The sequence below is a fragment of the Acinetobacter sp. V91_7 genome, from assembly GCF_031799075.1.
GTDB classification, from domain to species: Bacteria; Pseudomonadota; Gammaproteobacteria; order Pseudomonadales; family Moraxellaceae; genus Acinetobacter; species Acinetobacter calcoaceticus.
This window is the reverse complement of the sequence record NZ_JAVQNT010000043.1, coordinates 633912-651077: the sequence shown is the minus strand read 5'-3', so window position 1 is coordinate 651077 and position 17166 is coordinate 633912. Positions and strand designations below refer to the sequence as shown.

Below are 17166 nucleotides of genomic sequence, written 5' to 3'. Positions count from 1 at the left end.
GAATGGGTGAATTTGCTCATGCTTATTTCATTTGGGAAATTGAAATTTTGATGGGTTGTTTTTGCTTGAACTCTTGGGGAATAGCCTCAAGTTTCCCAAGCAAAATAAGACCATTTGCGTACCCAACAGTTGAGTCTTTATAGAAAAAAGCCAGATTGCCCCAAGGAGCATAATAGGTAAGATCACCAGCTTGTCCTGCATAGCCATTGGGTGCATTCTGTGTAGTTAGCTTGGTGGGTAGGTCGGCTATTTTTTCAGTAGAGTCATAATCTTTAAGGGTTAATGTCAACGGAAGCTGCTTGGCAAAATCTTGAACAGTCGGTGTCATGGGTAATGTTGCAAATAGCGATTGCTTTGATCCCTCAATATCAATACGGATTTTCATCATCGATAACCTTTGTTGATTGTTGCCCGTAGGCCTTGTTGCATAAGAGATAGATATGGCTGAAAACGAGAAAAAGATGCCGAGTAAAGCGAGAAAAAACTTCTGATTAGCCATATCGAAGAACCTCATTTCTTTAAGAGAACGCACTTAAATACAGTGAAGTTATTCAATTTGTAGCGTAAAGGTATGAGCTGAATTTATTAATTTTTGATAATAATAAAATCAGGCACTTTTTATGCTTGAGCTCATCTAAATCTTGATACTCACTGCTTGATATCGATTTTAATGAATCTTCTTTATAATAATTAGCCTAAAAAACAAACATGGACTTATGAGCAATATTCATAAATAGTTTTATCATTTATAATTAAATTAAACCGTGAAAAGAGATAAAAGCAGATGATAAACAAAGAAAACTATAATGATCTTTATGCTTTTTTAATGGTGGCTCGAGAAGGGAGTTTTACGAAGGCCGCAGGAAAAATGGGAATTTCACAGTCTGCGCTAAGCCATACCATTCGCGGTTTAGAAGAACGTTTAGGGATGCTACTTCTGACCCGAACCACACGAAGCGTTTCACCGACAGCCGCGGGTGAAAGATTAAAGCAAACCATTAGCGCCAGCTTTGACCAGATTGATAATGAATTATCGCTTTTAACATCATTTCGGGATCAGCCCGCTGGTACGGTTCGTATTAATGCCAGTAGCCATGCGATACGGGAAGTTCTTATTCCAAAACTTGAAAAGATTGCTGGTGATTATCCTGATGTACAAGTTGAGCTAGCTGCCAATAGCGGTATGGTGGATATTGTTGCGGAACGATTTGATGTAGGAGTTCGCTTTGGAAGTCGTGTAGCAGATGGCATGATTGCGGTACGTATTAGCGCAGATGTCAAAATGGCGGTGATTGCAACGCCAGAATATTTTGAGAAATATGGGATCCCCACAACCCCCAAAGATCTGGTTAATCATCAATGTATTGGCTTTCGTTTAACAACCCAAGGCAGTGTGTATGCATGGGAATTTTTGAAGGATGGACAAGAAACAAAAATCAAAATTCAAGGACAATGGATATTTAATGAAAGCTACGATATTGTCGAGGCGGTTAGAGCTGGATTTGGATTGGCTTACATTCCGCAAGAGCTGATCCAACAAGATCTGGATCAAGGCAAACTTGTTCAGGTATTGGAAGAGTACAGTATCCAGTTTCCCGGATACCACCTGTACTATCCACATCGTAGACAGCTTTCGCCTGCCTTAAGGTTGGTTATTGATGTGTTGCGTGAGTAGCACTTCGCCATGTAATAAAAGCAGTGATAGCACCGAATAACAACACAATAGCGCTCATATAAAACGTAGCACTATAGCCATGCGAGTCATATAACAGGCCTCCCAAAGTTGCACCTAAAGTAATTGCAAATTGGATAATCGCCACCATCAAACCGCCGCCAACCTCAGTATCTTGATGCAACGTCTGTGCAAGCCATGTGTTCCATGCGACAGGTGCCGAAGTTCCAATGAATCCCCATAATCCCATCAATATTGCGACCAACCACAAATGCTGACCACCAAGCACGAAGGCATAAGCAATGCTTGCCATCATTAAAGGAATAAGGATGAGGTAGCGATAGACATGTTGATGAAGAATAAAACTAATCACGAATGTGCCAGCTAAACCCGCGATACCTAATATGAGTAATAAAATGGATAACATGGCCGCATCGACATGACTAACGGTTTCTAGAAATGGGCGTAAGTAGGTAAATAGCGCAAATTGCCCCATAAATAACAATAAAATCCCTGTCATGCCATAAAACACAATCGGACGTTTCAGTAGTCCAAATGGATTTTGTGACTTTTCAGCAGACATCATTGCTGGAAGAGCGGGCATACTTTTAAATTGCCATACAAGCGCAATAATCGCGATAGGAACGATACAGAAAAAAGCGCCACGCCAGCCAATGATTGAACCTAGAAAACTTCCTAAAGGTGCTGCAATTGTGGTTGCTAGAGCATTGCCACCATTTAACAGACCGAGTGCTTTAGGTATTGACAGAGGTGGAACAAGTCTCATCACAATCGAAGTCGACATGGCCCAAAAACCACCAATCACTACACCTAAAATTGCACGACCCACCATGAATAAAGCAGCAGAGTGAGCAAATGTAATCAGCATGCCAGAAACGATCATGAGTAGGGTAAGTAACAGCATGATATGACGGCGATCCCATGTCTTAAATACACGGCTAATAGTTAAGCTGGTTACCACAGCAAAAATGCCTGAAATTGCGATTGCCTGACCGACTTGGCCTTCACTCATATTTAAATCTGAAGAGATTGGTGTGAGTAAACTTACGGGCATGAATTCTGAGGCAATTAATACTGCACAGCATAGTGACATTACAAATACAGCACCCCATGCTGGTGTGCTATTCTCATGTGTATCTTGCTCAATTTGATGGAAAGAAGACATAAAAGTTCCGACTTTAAAACCGTTAAATGTTCATAAAAGAAATGAACAAATCTGGTTGCAGAGCTTATCAGCAAGGGTTTGAAAGGATTAGGCCTGGAATTACGAATAGAATTATGAGTTTTATGCATGAATTGTCTTTAAAAAGCATACAGACTCGCTGCTAAAAACAGGCTATTTTTTTACACTTAGATTTGTTCTTATAGTTCAAGATATACAAAGTTATTTTTAAATAAATATGAGTCGTAAGAAGAGGAATTTATTGTGAATATTCAACAAAAAGATGATACAAAACACGGTAGCTTTAGTTTACTTGATGGTGAAACCGTTGCAGGTGAAATGACTTATACATGGGCAGGCGAAGGCATGCTGATTATTGATGCCACAGATGTGAATGAAAATTATCGGGGACAAGGTGTAGGTCGACAATTACTTGATGCTTTAGTTGCTTTTGTTCGTGAAAAAGAAGTGAAAGTGATTCCGCTTTGCCCTTATGCAAAATCAGTATTTGATAAAGATCCAAGCATTGGTGATGTCCTTAGAAAATAAGCAATAGACTGAAAGTTGTTTCATAAAAATCGGGCGTTGGTGTCCGATTTTTTTATTGGTTTTTTTATTATATATAGACTGTGATGAACATGTTTTAAGCGGTTATATTCAACTGATTTGAATGCTTTCGATTGCCAAATCAAATTTATCAAACTTATAGAAAAGCTTATCTAATAAAAATAGTTTTAGACCACTTGGGAAAAAAATAAACTCGGTACACAAATATTTGATCGCTGATTAGAGCTAAATATTTATAACGTTTTAATATTATTTTTTGGAATTTTCCTTGAACTGGCAGTATATCCATAGTGTGTTGCCGCAATTTTTCTCTGCAACTTTGACCACGCTGAAAATTTCAATTATCAGCATTATTCTGGCCATTATTGTAGGACTAATTTGCAGCATTTTAATCACATATCGCGTGCGGGTACTAAATAGAATTGCCCAGTTCTATATTGAGTTATCTCGAAATACCCCTCTATTAATTCAACTATTCTTTTTGTATTACGGTTTGCCAAAACTTGGCATCAAAATCGATGGTTTTGCTTGTGGTGTGATTGGACTGACATTTTTAGGCGGAAGCTATATGGCAGAAGCTTTTCGAGCGGGGCTACAGTCTGTTGCAAAAGGGCAGATTGACTCTGCAAAAAGTATTGGTCTGCAACCGATTCAAATTTTTAGATATGTCATTTTTCCTCAAGCGCTTGCTATTTCAATTCCAGCAATTGGAGCAAATTGTCTATTTTTAATTAAAGAAAGTTCTGTGGTGAGTGCGATTGCTGTCGTTGAGCTGCTTTTTGTCACCAAAGACTTAATTGGCATGGATTATAAAACAACAGAAGCTTTGTTCTTATTAATCATGGCTTATCTGATTATTTTATTGCCCGTTTCTATTCTAACCAGTTATCTGGAACACAGAAGTCGGAAGGTGAGCCATGGAACTTGATTATTTATTTCAGGCGAGTCATCTCGAACGTTTACTGTGGGGACTGTGGGCAACTGCAAAAATTGCGTTTATTTCGGTATTTTTTTCTGCAATTTTAGGCACGGTTTTAGGCGTCATTATGACCTCTAAAAATATAGCGGTTAAAGCGCTGTGCCGCTTGTATTTAGAAGCGATTCGAATCATTCCAATTTTAGTTTTGCTTTTTGTTTTTTATTTCGGCTTTGCGACATGGTTTAACTGGCAGTTTTCTGCAATGTGGGTGTGTGTTGTGGTGTTTGTTTTATGGGGTACGGCTGAAATGGGCGATTTGGTCCGTGCAGCCATTACCTCGATCGATCAGCATCAACGAGATTCGGCCTATGCGCTCGGACTGACTCATGTTCAAGCATTGGTCTACGTTATTTTCCCACAAAGTCTAAAACGAGTAACACCAGGCGCGATTAATTTATTTACCCGAATGGTGAAAACCAGCTCTTTGGCAGTTCTGATTGGTGTGGTGGAGGTCATTAAGGTGGGCCAGCAAATTATTGAAAATTCGCTGCTGACTGTGCCGAGTGCTTCTCTTTGGATTTATGGCTTTATTTTTATTTTGTATTTTCTGATTTGCTATCCCTTATCTCGTTTGGCGGCACATTTAGAAAAGGTCTGGGAGTAATTATGCCTTTGTTATCGATACAACAATTACAGAAATCATTTGCACAAAGTCATATTTTACAGGGCATTGATCTAGATGTAGAACAAGGAGAGGTGGTTGTTATTTTAGGCCCTTCGGGCTGCGGTAAAAGTACCTTACTGCGTTGTATTAATGGCTTAGAACCGATTCAAGGTGGTGAAATCCGTTTAACTGGTTCGGGCGTGTTGGGTAAAGATGTTGACTGGACTAATGCTCGTCAAAAAATTGGCATGGTTTTTCAGAACTATGAGTTATTTGGGCATATGAATGTCATTGACAACATTTTGCTTGGACCACTCAAAGTGCAAAAACGCCGCCGTGATGAAGCTGAACAAGTTGCAGATGAGTTGTTAAAGCGAGTAGGACTCTTTGAACGAAAACTCGATTATCCGCGACAACTTTCTGGTGGACAAAAGCAGCGTATCGCCATTGTCCGTTCACTGGTCATGCAACCTAAAGTCATTTTGCTTGATGAAATTACAGCCGCACTTGACCCGGAAATGGTCAGAGAAGTGCTCGATGTAGTTTTGAAACTAGCCAATGAGGGGATGACCATGTTGATTGTGACACATGAAATGTCCTTTGCCCGTAAGGTTGCCGACCGCATTATTTTTATGGATAAGGGCAAAATTATTGAACAGGCTTCACCTGAAGAGTTTTTTGAACAGCCGAAAACAGAACGAGCTAAAACCTTTTTAAATATTTTGTCGTACTAAATTTTTATTATTTGAATCATGAGGAAGTGAATGTTTACACGTAATTCAATAAAAATATTAAGCAGTATTGCTGTTGCTGGAGTGTTATTAACGGCATGTAGTAAAACGCCATCAACTGAGCAAGCAAGTAATACTCAAGAAGACCAGTCTTTAGAGCAAGTCAAAAAAAATGGGGTGTTGCGAGTTGCCGTTTTTGCTGACGATCCGCCGTTTGGTTATGTAGACAGTGCTGGCAATAATCAGGGCTTTGATGTGGCCTTAGCAAAACGAGTCACTAAAGATTTGCTTGGTGATGAAAAAAAAGTTGAGTTTATTGTGACTGAAGCTTCAAATCGGGTGGAGTTTTTAAAATCCAATCGTGCCGATGTTGTGTTTGCGACATTTACAGTAACGCCTGAACGTAAGGAAGTTGTAGATTTTGCCGAGCCTTATTTAAAAGGTGCTTTCGGGATTGTCTCGCCTAAAGCCAAACCAATTACTGACATTGCTCAATTGGAAGGTAAAACGTTAATTGTAAATAAAGGCACCAGTTCAGATACCTATTTTACGAAGCACTATCCGAAAGTGAATTTACTGAAGTTTGAAAGAAACTCCGATGCGTTCAAAGCCTTGACTGATGGTCGTGGTGACGCAATTTCACAAGATAGTACTTATGCTTTAGCGTGGGCCGCGAAGAACCCAAGTTATGTGGCGGGTATCCAGTCTATTGGTGATCAAGAGTTTATTGCACCAGCAGTTAAAAAGGGCAATACCCAATTATTGAATTGGCTCAATACTGAAATTAAGCAGCTAAGAACAAGCGGTGAAATTAAGAAAATTTATGATGAAACCTTAAAACCAATTTATGGTGAATCGGTTAATCCTAATGTGTTTTTAGATGTAGGCCAGTAATTTTCGATATCGCTGGAGCAGTGTCTAAAAGTAGGCACTGTGATTTTAAATAAGACTTTTACAAGAACGATAGGGTGAAATAATGACAACACTAACTTTACAAAATATAAAGCATGTCCTCGCTGCATCTTTGCTGAGTTTAGGTTTGGTTGCATGTGATAAAGGCACGCAATCTAATGAAAAAACAGCTGACAGTACTCAAACTGTGTCGAGTATTGAGCAGATTAAAAAGAATGGTGTCGTGCGTATTGGTGTATTTAGCGATAAACCGCCGTTTGGATATTTAGATGCTCAAGGTAAAAATCAGGGCTTCGATGTAGAGATTGCCAAACATGTTGCTAAAGACTTGTTGGGTGATGAAAACAAGGTAGAGTTTGTTTTAACTGAAGCTGCAAATCGTGTCGAATATTTAAAAGCCAATAAAGTCGATATTATTTTTGCCAACTTTACAGTTACACCAGAACGTAAAGAAGTAGTCGATTTTGCTAAACCTTATTTAAAAGTTGCTTTGGGTGTGGTGTCTCCTAAAACTCATCCAATTACTGATGTTGCTCAACTCAAAGATAAAACTTTGTTGGTGAATAAAGGCACTACGGCTGATTCATACTTCACTAAGACTCATCCTGAAATTAAACTGCAAAAGTATGAGCAAAACACTGAAACCTTTGATGCTTTAAAAGACGGCCGTGGTGCTGCTTTAGCACATGACAACTTGCTGGTTTTAGCTTGGGCTAAAGAAAATCCAAATTACACAGTAGGCATCACAAGTTTAGGTGAGCAGGACTTAATTGCGCCAGCAGTGAAAAAGGGTGATAAAGAGCTATTGGACTGGTTGAACCAAGATTTAGAAAAATTGGCAAAAGAAGGTGTAATTCATCAAGCTTATGAAAAAACTTTAAAACCAGTCTATGGCGATACGATTAATCCAAAAGATTTATTGGTTGAATAATTCTAATAAAGAGGACTCTAGATAGGATTTGCTCGAGCTAGAATTCATCTACAGCCTGCCCATAATTTATAAAGATAATGTTTTTGCAATATTTTTTATAGATGTAAACAGGGGGCAGGTTCTGTAGATGCGAAAGTTTTTTGGTTACTTTTTCCAAAAAAAGTAACAGAATTAGCTGATTGCTTTAGAGGTTAAAAGGTTGGATTCTATCGTGTTAATTCCTTGATTCTATATCATTTGAACTTAAATAAAGTCGGCTCTGCTGCCAATTTATCTGCCAAATATTGAATAAATACACTTAATTTAGGCGGTACGTGGCGTGTTGGCGGATAGAGTAACCACAGCCCACCGCTGTAATAGGTCTTAAAATCCCAGTCGGGTAAAACTTGAACCAAAGTCTGTTGTTGTAAAGCATGGCGCGCAACAAAGTAGGGTAAGCTGGCTACTCCTAAATGCTGTAGGGCTGCGCTTAAACGAACACCTGTATGATTTGCAGCATAGCGGCCACGCACACCAACGTTAATGGACTTATTCCCTTGTTGAAATTTCCATTTTGAATCACTGATTTGTTCACCCAAATAGATACATTCATGCTGTTTTAAGTCATGAGGATGGGTTGGTATGCCATGTTTTTCCAAATATTCAGGAGTAGCACAAATCAAGTGATCGATATCAATGAGTTTTCGTCCCATTAAGCCGCCAGAGGGTTGCTCGGTAATTCGAAGCGCTAAATCAACTTCATCATCAATTAAGTCAACGTAACGGTCTTCTAAAAGCATTTGAATATCAATTTTTGGATAACGTTCTAAAAACTCAGGTAAGTGTGGATGAATCATAAAATGTCCAACGGCTTTTGGAACACTCAGACGAATGATTCCTTGCGGTTCGATATGAAATTGGCCTGAACTTTCCATCACTGCCTGTGCCGCATTGACCATATCTAAACAACGTTGATAGACCTGTTGACCACTTTCACTCAAGCGAAGCTTTCGTGTGGTTCGATAAAGTAAGCGGGTTCCTAAAGCACGTTCTAAGCGAGCAATTGCACGGCTTATCGCAGAGGGTGTAGTACCGAGTTGTCGAGCCGTTTCAGAAAAACTCCCTGACTCGACTACTTTAACGAAAGTCGCCATTTCATTTAAAAGAACTAAACTTTGATTTGTGCTCATGAGGCAAAAGTTATTTGGATTTAGAGTGGATTATCGCGTTTAAGAAATCGCAATACAATCTTTTTTATCTTAACGTGTATGTAGAAAAGTATGACGCAAGCATTGTATTTAACAGGTGCTCTTGCCGCTGAGGTTGAAGTTCTAGCGTGTAATTCTTGTGAAGATGGGCGTTTTGCCGTGCATTTATCGGTAACCCCATTTCATCCTCAAGGTGGCGGTCAACCGAGTGATACGGGCAAAATCGCAGAAGTTGATGTAGTGCATGTAGCGATTGAACAAGGGGAAATTATTCATTACTGCACACAACCTGTTGAGTTGGGAGTGGCTTTTGCACAAGTGGATGAAGCAGGACGTCGTTATCATAGCCGCTTACATTCAGCAGGACATTTGCTTGGACATGTAATGCATCTATTTGGCTGGCAAGCTGTAAAAGCACAACACTGGCCACATGATGCACGAGTTCAGTTCATTGCTTTGGACACAGCTCAGCAGTTAGATGCTCAAATGCTTGAACAGCATTGTTTACAATATATTCAGGCTAATTTACCAGCCAATCTTCAGCAACATGCAGATGGTTTTCGCGAAATCGGTTTTGGTGAGTTTTCTGCATTTCCATGTGGCGGGACTCATGTTGCAGCATTAGGGGATATTGGTTTTATAGAAATTCAGTCCTATCAGATTAAGAAAGGAAAGCTCAGTGTCAGCTATAGCGTTGCCAAGGAGGCTGAATAAATGTGGCAGTTGTATGGGCATGAGTTTTTAACACTGGCACTCATTCACTTTCTGGCAGTGATTTTACCGGGACCAGATTTTGTGGTTACGGTAAGACAAAGTGTACGTTATGGCTACTTAATTGGATGTCTGACTGCGATTGGTATTGGTGTTGGAATTTCGGTCCATGTGTTTTATACGCTTGTTGGCATTGGCTTTTTGATTCAACAAAGCGAATGGCTCATGTCACTCATCAGAACAGCGGGAGCAGCTTATTTGCTTTATTTAGGATGGCAATGTTTGCGTAGTCAGCCGAATACTAATATTGAGATTAATGACCAAGCAGATACAGATACTCCGAGTTTATTTAAAGCCTTTACGATGGGTTTTTTAACTAATGGTCTTAACCCGAAAGCCACGATATTTTTTCTGGCGATTTTCACGACGATTGTGAGTGTAACAACCCCCATGAAAGTTCAGATCTTTTATGGCGTATGGATGTGTATGGTTAATGCGATCTGGTTTATGGTGGTGAGTGTAATGTTTGCTCATCCAATAGTACGTAAACGGTTTTTGGAGTTTGGGGTTTATTTTGAGAGGGTGATGGGGCTGTTGTTAATTGGAATTGCATTGAGATTGATTTGGGGATTATTTGTTTAATTGCCGTGAGTATTTAGTGAGGTTGCAGAAGTACGATTTTAGATTGCTTATAGTGTTCAAGGCGGAGTCTTATCGTTTATACACCAATAGAAAGTAGCTAATTCTGTTACTTTTTTTGGAAAAAGTAACCAAAAAACTTTGTCATCTACAGAACCTGTTAACTGTTTTCATCTATCAGGAAATGTTGCGAAAACATTATTTTTATAAATTATGGGCAGGCTGTAGATGACTCTTAGCTCGAGCCGAAAGCTAATTCAGAAATCAAATTTAAAATAATAAGACTCCGCCGTGATAACCGCTTTGCGTTGTCCGAACTATTGATGACTCTTAATTCGAGCTAAAATCATCTGCAACCTGCGTGGTATTAAACAGTTTATGTTTCTGCGATATATCGATTAGATATAAGAAGAGGACAGGTTTTGCAGATGAAAATGCTTATGCTTACTTTGGGCGAAACCAAAGTAAGTCTAGCCGAAGGCTAATTCAGAAATTGAATTTAAAATAATAAGACTCCTCTGTGATAGCTACTTTGACTTGTTCGTATATATGAAGTTGAGCTAAAGTAGTTTTAAGAAATAATCCATAAAAAAGACCGCTCAAAAGCAGTCTTATCTAGTCTAGAAATAGATTTAATTGCTACGCCTATTACGCGTCAGTTGATGTAATACCGAAACCAATAAATCAATTTCTTCCGTTGTATTATAAAAAGCCAAAGACGGGCGCACGGTTTGTTCCACACCGAAACGACGTAAAATTGGCTGTGCACAATGGTGCCCAGAACGTACCGCAATACCATGTTGATTTAAAGCTTTACCGACCTGTTCGGTTGAATAGCCTTGTAAGGTAAAGGACATAACACTGGCTTTGTGATGTGCAGTTCCAATCAGACGTAAACCAGACACACTGCTAAGCGCATTTTGACCATATTCAAGCAAATCATGTTCATAGCGCGCAATGTTATGAATACCTAGACTTTCGACATATTCAAGAGCCGCACCTAAACCAACTGCATCGGCAATGTTCCCAGTTCCAGCTTCAAACTTGTTTGGCGCAGGTTGGTAAACCACCTGTTCGAAGGTAACGTCCTGAATCATGTTGCCGCCACCTTCCCAAACTGGCATGGTGTCTAACAGTTCTGGTTTCGCATAGACTGCACCAATGCCTGTTGGACCAAACACTTTATGCCCAGAGAACACAAAAAAGTCTGCATCGAGGGCTTGAACATCGGTTGGTATATGCGAAACAGATTGAGCGCCATCAACCAATACACGTACACCTTTGGCATGAGCAATTTTAATGACTTCAGCAACAGGGGTAACTGTTCCCAAAGCATTAGACACTTGAGTAATAGACAGCAGTTTAGTGCGTTCATTAATCAGTTTTGGCAGCTCTTCTAAAATAATTTGCCCCGTGTCATCAACTGGAATAACCCGTAATTTTGCCCCTGTTTTTTTAGTGAGTTGATACCAAGGCACAATATTGGCATGGTGTTCTAAGTGAGAAACAATAATTTCATCACCTTCACCAATATTTTGTTCGCCCCATGTTTTTGCAATTAGGTTAATGCCTTCAGTGGTTCCTCGAACAAAGATAATTTCTTTGGAAGAGGGTGCACCAATAAAACGGGCAACTACATTTCGCGCATGTTCATAGGCATCGGTTGCACGAGCTGCCAACTCGTGTGCAGCACGGTGAATGTTTGAGTTTTCATGCTGGTAAAAATAAGCAATCCGATCAATTACGCGCTGCGGTTTTTGCGTAGTAGCAGCATTGTCAAACCAGACTAGCGGGCGACCATTGACGCGTTCCTGCAAAATTGGAAAATCACGACGAATGGCATGCACATCTAAGGGCTGAGCACTGCTTGCTACAAAGGTAGGTTGAGATGGTTGATAGTGACTATAACTTTGCCCGCTTTGTGGTAAGTCTAAGAAATAAAATCCAGAGCTTGGTGAGGTTTTTGCTGGTGTGTCAGCTGCAAAACGATCTTCAATGAGTAAAGACTTTAGCTGGTCGCCATGCGGCAACTGAAAAGACTGCGCAATTGAATAGTTATCTTCAACACCAGTAACAGAAGGTTCTGCTGCATTTGGAGTAGAAAAATCATTTAAAAAATAATAAGGTGATTCACCAGTACCTGTCGGTAAGTTTGGTTCAATACGTGGCACATTCGGCTCACTATGAACAGCTTGTGGCAAATGTGGTTCAAATGGGGGACGAGGTAAATTTGCACCACCAACCACAGGTGCAGAAGCGACAATCCGACGTTCAGGATAGTCTGGCAAATTTGGAATATGCTCAGGATATTCTGGATTAAGACTTTTCTGAAAGGCGATATTGGGCGCACGACCACTGAGTGCCGAAAATGGTTCACCCGGTTGTGGTGGGTGTGGAGGTGTACCTACAGGTAAGTCCAAATTGAGTCCCGATGGAGATGCCGAACTGCCTGAACTTGGCAATGCTGAAAAAAACTCATTGGCAAGACGGGCAATGGTAGATTCATCGGGGAAGTTGGATGGTGGGTTAACACCAGCCACTTCAGGCCCCGTTGGACTACCTTGCAGATTACTTGTAGTTAACTGGGTAGTCATGATATTTGTCCACCTCCACATCATCTAATACTGCCAAAGCATCATCGGTCAATACTGCAAGCGAGCAATATAACGAGATCAGATAAGATGCAATCGCGTTACGGTTAATGCCCATAAAACGCACTGAAAGCCCCGGTGACTGTTCACCGGCAAGCCCAGGTTGGAATAAGCCGACAATACCTTGACGTTTTTCACCGACACGAAGCAGCAAGATTTTAGTTTTGCCATCTTCTACCGGAATTTTATTAGATGGAATGAGTGGAATACCGCGCCATGTAATGAATTGCGAACCAAATAAACTCACTGTTGGAGGCGGTACGCCACGACGTGTACATTCACGGCCAAATGCTGCAATCGCATCTGGATGGGCAAGGAAAAATCCTGGTTCTTTCCAGACTTTACGTAATAAATCATCAAGATCATCTGGAGTTGGTGGGCCATTTAAAGTTGAGATACGTTGATCATCTGTCACACTCGCCAATAAGCCATATTCAGGATTATTAATGAGCTCACTTTCTTGACGTTCTTTAATGGTTTCAATCGTTAAACGTAGCTGTTCCTTAATTTGATCGTGGGGGCTGCTGTAAAGGTCAGCAACACGTGTATGTACATCCAGAACAGTAGATACACCATTCAAAAAATATTCGCGTGGCTGTGGGTCATAATCAACAAAAGTTTGAGGTAAAGTTGCTTCATCACGCTGTGTGCAAGCCACCTGAATATCATCGGTATTATTTACACGGTTTAGGCGATAAATACCTGCTTCAACAGGAAGCCATTGAAGTAAGTGAGTCAGCCATCGGGGAGTAATCGTAGAAAGTTGAGGAGCTGTCTTGGTTGCATTGGCCAGTTGGCGAGCCGCATGGTCCCCAAGCGCAAGTTGGGCTTTATCAGTATTTTTCGCCATGAATCATTTTTCCTTATTACAGTGGCTTGGTAAAATCAAAAAATTAAAAACTCTAGTATTGCTATAAACTAGAATTAGTTCTGGTTTTAAAAAAATAAAAAGGTTTTATAAACTTTGAATAGGTGGCTTATTAATTAAAAATCTATCTTTAAAATAAAAATATATTTAAATGAGAAATAAGCATTAAATTAATTTAATTCAGCTCTTACTATTTATTTGTCTCCTTATCTATTTATTTCACATCTATAGTTTTTAACCGGGAATATGATTTTTTTGATAAGACTCATTTGGTGACTGTAAAATCTGGCTACCTGCGGCAATACTATGTGTCAGCCAGACATTTCCCCCAATAATGGACCCTCGACCAATCGTAATGCGGCCTAAAATAGTGGCACCTGCATAGATCACAACGTCATCTTCAACAATTGGATGGCGTGTATAATCTTTTTTCAAAGCACCATCATCATTGGTTTCAAAGCGTTTTGCTCCAAGCGTTACTGCCTGATAAATACGGACACGTTCCCCAATGACACTGGTTTCACCAATTACTACGCCAGTACCATGATCTATAAAAAATCCTTTACCAATTTGTGCACCTGGATGAATATCAATTCCCGTTGCAGAGTGGGCTAACTCAGAAATAATGCGAGACAGTAGAGGTACTTGGGCATATAACTGATGCGCAATTCGGTGATGAATAATCGCAAATATGCCCGGATAGCAGAGTAGTACCTCATCCACACTATGTGCCGCCGGATCGCCTTCGTAGGCCGCACGCACATCGCCATCTAAAAGACGACGTATAGAAGGCAAGGTATTAGCAAAATCCTGCACAATGTTTTGAGCAAGCTCTTGTGGCTGTTGGGCTGTGCTTGAATGACCCAAATGACGCTTTGCCTCATAATTTAAAGCCAGTTGTACTTGAGCATGTAAGGCTGTGAGTACCCGATTTAAAGTATAGGCAATATAAGAATCTTCAGTTTCCTGACGTAAGTCGGCAGGGCCTAAACGCATTGGAAATAAAATCCCGCAGAGATCATCTAAAATAGCTTTCAAAGCTTCTTTAGATGGAAGTTCACGGCCTCCAAATTCTTTGATTCTGTGCTGTTGCTGACGCCAGTCATGCCTTGCTTGTTGTAAACCCTGTACAACAGCATTAATGTTCCATTGAGTCACAAGCTTTCCTTGATTCACTGAAAATGTGTTGAAGTTTTAGTCTTGTTGCCAAGGGAGTTGATGAATACGCCAGCCATTTTTTTGATTACGCTGCTGTTTGTCATCTAAGTCACCTTCAAAGCCTTCAAGAACGTTATAAATGTGCTCAAAACCCGCATTAAATGCGGCTTCGGCTGCTAATGCTGAGCGGTTTCCGCTACGACATAACAAAAGAATGGTTTTATCTTTACCCGTCTTGGTTTCGAGTTCTTTTAAAAAACGTGGGTTGCGATTGAAAGAGGTGCCTGTTGCCCATGCAACATGAATACTTTCAGGAACATATCCTACAAATTTGCGCTCTTCGTTAGTGCGTACATCAACTAAAACAACCTGTCCTTGTTGTACGAGATGCCATGCATCAGTGGGTGATAAACTTCCACTAAAATTAAGTTCATGGTCTTGGGCATATTGTTTTGCTTTAGAAAGAATCTCTTCATTTGACAAGGATGTATTTGAACCCGATGAAATAAAACCAGAACGGTTTTCTGTATTTAATTTGGCATTCATTAAAAATATCCTTTATCTTCTATCTAGATTGTTATTGTTGAATTTACGCTGATTTGAATATAAGCAGAAATAACGAATATCTATTTATATATATTTTTTTATAAATAGAGCATGTGGGGATTTTTTAGAAATATTATTAATTAATCTTATTAACTATTATTAAAATTAGATAAGTATAAAAATTAAATAAACTCGTTGTTTAATGTCACATCATATTTAGCAATCAGAGAATTCACTGCTAAAGCGAATAACTGGTTGCTTTGTAAAATAAATGCTTAGCGTCTAAGCCATAACTTGTATACTCAATGTTGTTTAGAAGTATAAGATTTTGGTGACTATGTGATTGAACTGCCCAATGCAAATGATTGGATTGTCAGAAATTCTGATCCAAATAGTCTGGAGCGAATCGAAGCATTTTTTAATGATCATGCTTATGAGTCGCATCGTCATGATACATTTGCAATTGGTCGGACATTAACTGGTGTTCAAAGTTTTCATTATCGGGGAGAGATGAAACATAGCTTGCCAGGAATGACCATGGTGTTACATCCTGATGAAAAACATGATGGAGAGTCAGGTACACGAGATGGTTTTAGATATCGGATGGTGTACGTAGAGCCTGCAACCCTACAGGAAATTATGAAGGGTAAGCCTTTACCATTTTTTGAGAATGGACTAAGCCAAGATATCCGATTATTTAAGGCAACAGATGTTTTATTGCAAGGGATAGACCAGTATATCGACCCTTTAGAAAAGCAAGATGCTTTATATGATTTAGCCACTACACTTTACGAAATTTCTGATAAAAAACAGCGAACTTCTCATTCTTATGACTATGTCGCAGCGGAACGTGCTAGAGAGTTTATACATGCATCTTTATTTGAGAATATTTCTTTAGATGATATTGAAAAAAATATTGGGCGTGACCGTTGGAGTCTTTCACGCGACTTTCGACTGCTATTTGGTACAAGCCCACATCGATATATGACCATGCGTAGGTTAGAGGTTGTGAAGTCTTGTCTAATGTATGGAGAGTCATTGACTCAAGCTTCCCTAATTGCAGGATTTTTTGATCAGAGCCACATGACTCGTCATTTTCTAAAAGCATTTGGATTGACTCCAGCCAGATGGCGGATGATCAACAAGTTATCTTCCTAAACAGGTTATTTAAAAGTCAGCCTGTTTAGACTGACATAAACTTTATCTTAAATTAGATTTATACCTTTTAAGAAATCGTAAAGCATAAATATGCCAGAAATGATTAGCGTCATTGCCATGGTTTTATTTAAGCGATTAAACCAAATTTTATTTTTAATTTTTTTGCCTAACACTGCACCAGCCCACGAATAAAGACAGGGTGCACCTGCTGCACCCATCGAAATGAGCAACGATACTAAGAAGATTTGAATGCCAGTAATGTGCGCTGTTGGATACATAATCGTTGTAACAGGCAAAATAACCAAAATCCCTTTTGGATTTAATGTTTGTATCCAAAAGCCATTCCAGAAAGAAAGCGTCTGAATTTCAGTGGTTTCATCATTAATGTCGATATCTGCCTTTAACATCTGAAATGCAAGATAGAATGTATAACATGCGCCGAGCAAGGCAATATAGTGCAGGGCATTTTGTGGAATGATAGCCGCACCTGCATATCCAAAAATCATGAATAACATCAGCATCGCACAGCCGACACCTATAAAAAAATAAATCGTTTTTTTGAACTGTCCTGTAAGTCCCGAATTTAAACCCATGAAATTTACTGGGCCAGGGCTATACATCACACTTAAGGTATAAAGAAAGATTTCCATAACGCATCTACTGAATCAA

General features: G+C 39.6%; 20 protein-coding genes and 1 pseudogene. 11 read left to right on the top strand and 10 right to left on the bottom strand.

Annotated elements, in window-relative coordinates:
• Positions 1-22: 22 nt before the first annotated feature.
• Positions 23-499 carry a cyclophilin-like fold protein gene (locus tag RMB03_RS18135; protein WP_311077156.1) on the bottom strand — a complete coding sequence of 159 codons (477 nt, stop codon included), beginning with the start codon at positions 497-499 and terminating at the stop codon, positions 23-25.
• Between the two features lie 285 nt (positions 500-784).
• Between RMB03_RS18135 and RMB03_RS18130 the strand changes: the two genes are divergently transcribed.
• Complete coding sequence (locus RMB03_RS18130) at positions 785-1675, top strand: LysR family transcriptional regulator (RefSeq protein WP_311077155.1); 891 nt, start codon at positions 785-787, stop codon at positions 1673-1675.
• On the opposite strand, the gene RMB03_RS18125 is transcribed toward RMB03_RS18130, so the two are convergent.
• On the bottom strand, positions 1653-2858 hold the full coding sequence (locus RMB03_RS18125) for an MFS transporter (RefSeq protein ID WP_311077154.1): 1206 nt from the start codon (positions 2856-2858) through the stop codon (positions 1653-1655). The genes RMB03_RS18130 and RMB03_RS18125 overlap by 23 nt on opposite strands.
• Before the next feature lie 261 nt (positions 2859-3119).
• Between RMB03_RS18125 and RMB03_RS18120 the strand changes: the two genes are divergently transcribed.
• Positions 3120-3404 (top strand): GNAT family N-acetyltransferase, encoded by a 285-nt coding sequence (locus RMB03_RS18120; RefSeq protein WP_017390443.1) that lies wholly within the window; start codon positions 3120-3122, stop codon positions 3402-3404.
• Positions 3405-3512: 108 nt separating this feature from the next.
• Here RMB03_RS18120 and RMB03_RS18115 read toward each other — a convergent pair whose 3' ends face one another.
• Complete coding sequence (locus RMB03_RS18115; protein WP_081407530.1) at positions 3513-3626, bottom strand: hypothetical protein; 114 nt, start codon at positions 3624-3626, stop codon at positions 3513-3515.
• A 64-nt stretch (positions 3627-3690) separates the two neighbouring features.
• Here RMB03_RS18115 and RMB03_RS18110 point away from each other — a divergent pair, with 64 nt between their 5' ends.
• The 5 genes from RMB03_RS18110 (at position 3691) to RMB03_RS18090 (ending at position 7579) form a co-directional block, all read left to right on the top strand.
• A complete protein-coding gene (locus tag RMB03_RS18110; protein ID WP_002114214.1) occupies positions 3691-4350 on the top strand; it encodes an amino acid ABC transporter permease in 660 nt (219 codons plus the stop codon).
• Positions 4340-5005: an amino acid ABC transporter permease gene (locus RMB03_RS18105; protein ID WP_004642452.1), complete on the top strand. Its 666-nt coding sequence runs from the start codon at positions 4340-4342 to the stop codon at positions 5003-5005. The genes RMB03_RS18110 and RMB03_RS18105 overlap by 11 nt, the downstream gene beginning before the upstream one ends.
• Before the next feature lie 2 nt (positions 5006-5007).
• Positions 5008-5739 (top strand): amino acid ABC transporter ATP-binding protein, encoded by a 732-nt coding sequence (locus tag RMB03_RS18100; RefSeq protein WP_151744357.1) that lies wholly within the window; start codon positions 5008-5010, stop codon positions 5737-5739.
• A gap of 30 nt (positions 5740-5769) precedes the next feature.
• A complete protein-coding gene (locus tag RMB03_RS18095) occupies positions 5770-6630 on the top strand; it encodes a transporter substrate-binding domain-containing protein (RefSeq protein ID WP_311077153.1) in 861 nt (286 codons plus the stop codon).
• Between the two features lie 82 nt (positions 6631-6712).
• Complete coding sequence (locus RMB03_RS18090; protein ID WP_311077152.1) at positions 6713-7579, top strand: cysteine ABC transporter substrate-binding protein; 867 nt, start codon at positions 6713-6715, stop codon at positions 7577-7579.
• 37 nt (positions 7580-7616) lie between these two features.
• Here RMB03_RS18090 and RMB03_RS18085 read toward each other — a convergent pair whose 3' ends face one another.
• Positions 7617-7736, bottom strand: coding sequence for a hypothetical protein (locus RMB03_RS18085; RefSeq protein ID WP_311077151.1), 120 nt, complete (start codon positions 7734-7736; stop codon positions 7617-7619).
• A gap of 76 nt (positions 7737-7812) precedes the next feature.
• Positions 7813-8748: a LysR family transcriptional regulator gene (locus tag RMB03_RS18080; protein WP_311077150.1), complete on the bottom strand. Its 936-nt coding sequence runs from the start codon at positions 8746-8748 to the stop codon at positions 7813-7815.
• Between the two features lie 90 nt (positions 8749-8838).
• Between RMB03_RS18080 and RMB03_RS18075 the strand changes: the two genes are divergently transcribed.
• From RMB03_RS18075 to RMB03_RS18065, 3 genes and pseudogenes are all read left to right on the top strand, one after another.
• A complete protein-coding gene (locus RMB03_RS18075; protein WP_311077149.1) occupies positions 8839-9480 on the top strand; it encodes an alanyl-tRNA editing protein in 642 nt (213 codons plus the stop codon).
• Complete coding sequence (locus RMB03_RS18070; RefSeq protein WP_311077148.1) at positions 9481-10119, top strand: LysE family translocator; 639 nt, start codon at positions 9481-9483, stop codon at positions 10117-10119. It abuts the gene before it with no gap.
• A gap of 115 nt (positions 10120-10234) precedes the next feature.
• Positions 10235-10355: pseudogene (locus RMB03_RS18065) on the top strand (hypothetical protein).
• Between the two features lie 393 nt (positions 10356-10748).
• On the opposite strand, the gene RMB03_RS18060 reads toward RMB03_RS18065, so the two are convergent.
• The 4 genes from RMB03_RS18060 to RMB03_RS18045 all read right to left on the bottom strand — a co-directional run bounded on the left by RMB03_RS18060 (position 10749) and on the right by RMB03_RS18045 (position 15339).
• The gene (locus RMB03_RS18060; protein ID WP_311077147.1) at positions 10749-12710 is read right to left on the bottom strand and encodes a family 2A encapsulin nanocompartment cargo protein cysteine desulfurase; all 1962 of its coding nucleotides are present in this window, start codon (positions 12708-12710) and stop codon (positions 10749-10751) included.
• The gene (locus RMB03_RS18055) at positions 12685-13617 is read right to left on the bottom strand and encodes a family 2A encapsulin nanocompartment shell protein (protein WP_231763611.1); all 933 of its coding nucleotides are present in this window, start codon (positions 13615-13617) and stop codon (positions 12685-12687) included. The genes RMB03_RS18060 and RMB03_RS18055 overlap by 26 nt, the downstream gene beginning before the upstream one ends.
• Positions 13618-13869: 252 nt before the next feature.
• Positions 13870-14811 carry a serine O-acetyltransferase EpsC gene (gene epsC, locus RMB03_RS18050; protein ID WP_080026793.1) on the bottom strand — a complete coding sequence of 314 codons (942 nt, stop codon included), beginning with the start codon at positions 14809-14811 and terminating at the stop codon, positions 13870-13872.
• An 18-nt stretch (positions 14812-14829) separates the two neighbouring features.
• The gene (locus RMB03_RS18045; protein WP_311077146.1) at positions 14830-15339 is read right to left on the bottom strand and encodes a rhodanese-like domain-containing protein; all 510 of its coding nucleotides are present in this window, start codon (positions 15337-15339) and stop codon (positions 14830-14832) included.
• 339 nt (positions 15340-15678) lie between these two features.
• Between RMB03_RS18045 and RMB03_RS18040 the strand changes: the two genes are divergently transcribed.
• Positions 15679-16497, top strand: a complete 819-nt coding sequence (locus RMB03_RS18040; protein WP_017390452.1) for an AraC family transcriptional regulator — start codon at positions 15679-15681, stop codon at positions 16495-16497.
• A 47-nt stretch (positions 16498-16544) separates the two neighbouring features.
• On the opposite strand, the gene RMB03_RS18035 is transcribed toward RMB03_RS18040, so the two are convergent.
• Positions 16545-17147: a LysE family translocator gene (locus tag RMB03_RS18035; RefSeq protein ID WP_311077145.1), complete on the bottom strand. Its 603-nt coding sequence runs from the start codon at positions 17145-17147 to the stop codon at positions 16545-16547.
• Positions 17148-17166: the final 19 nt, after the last annotated feature.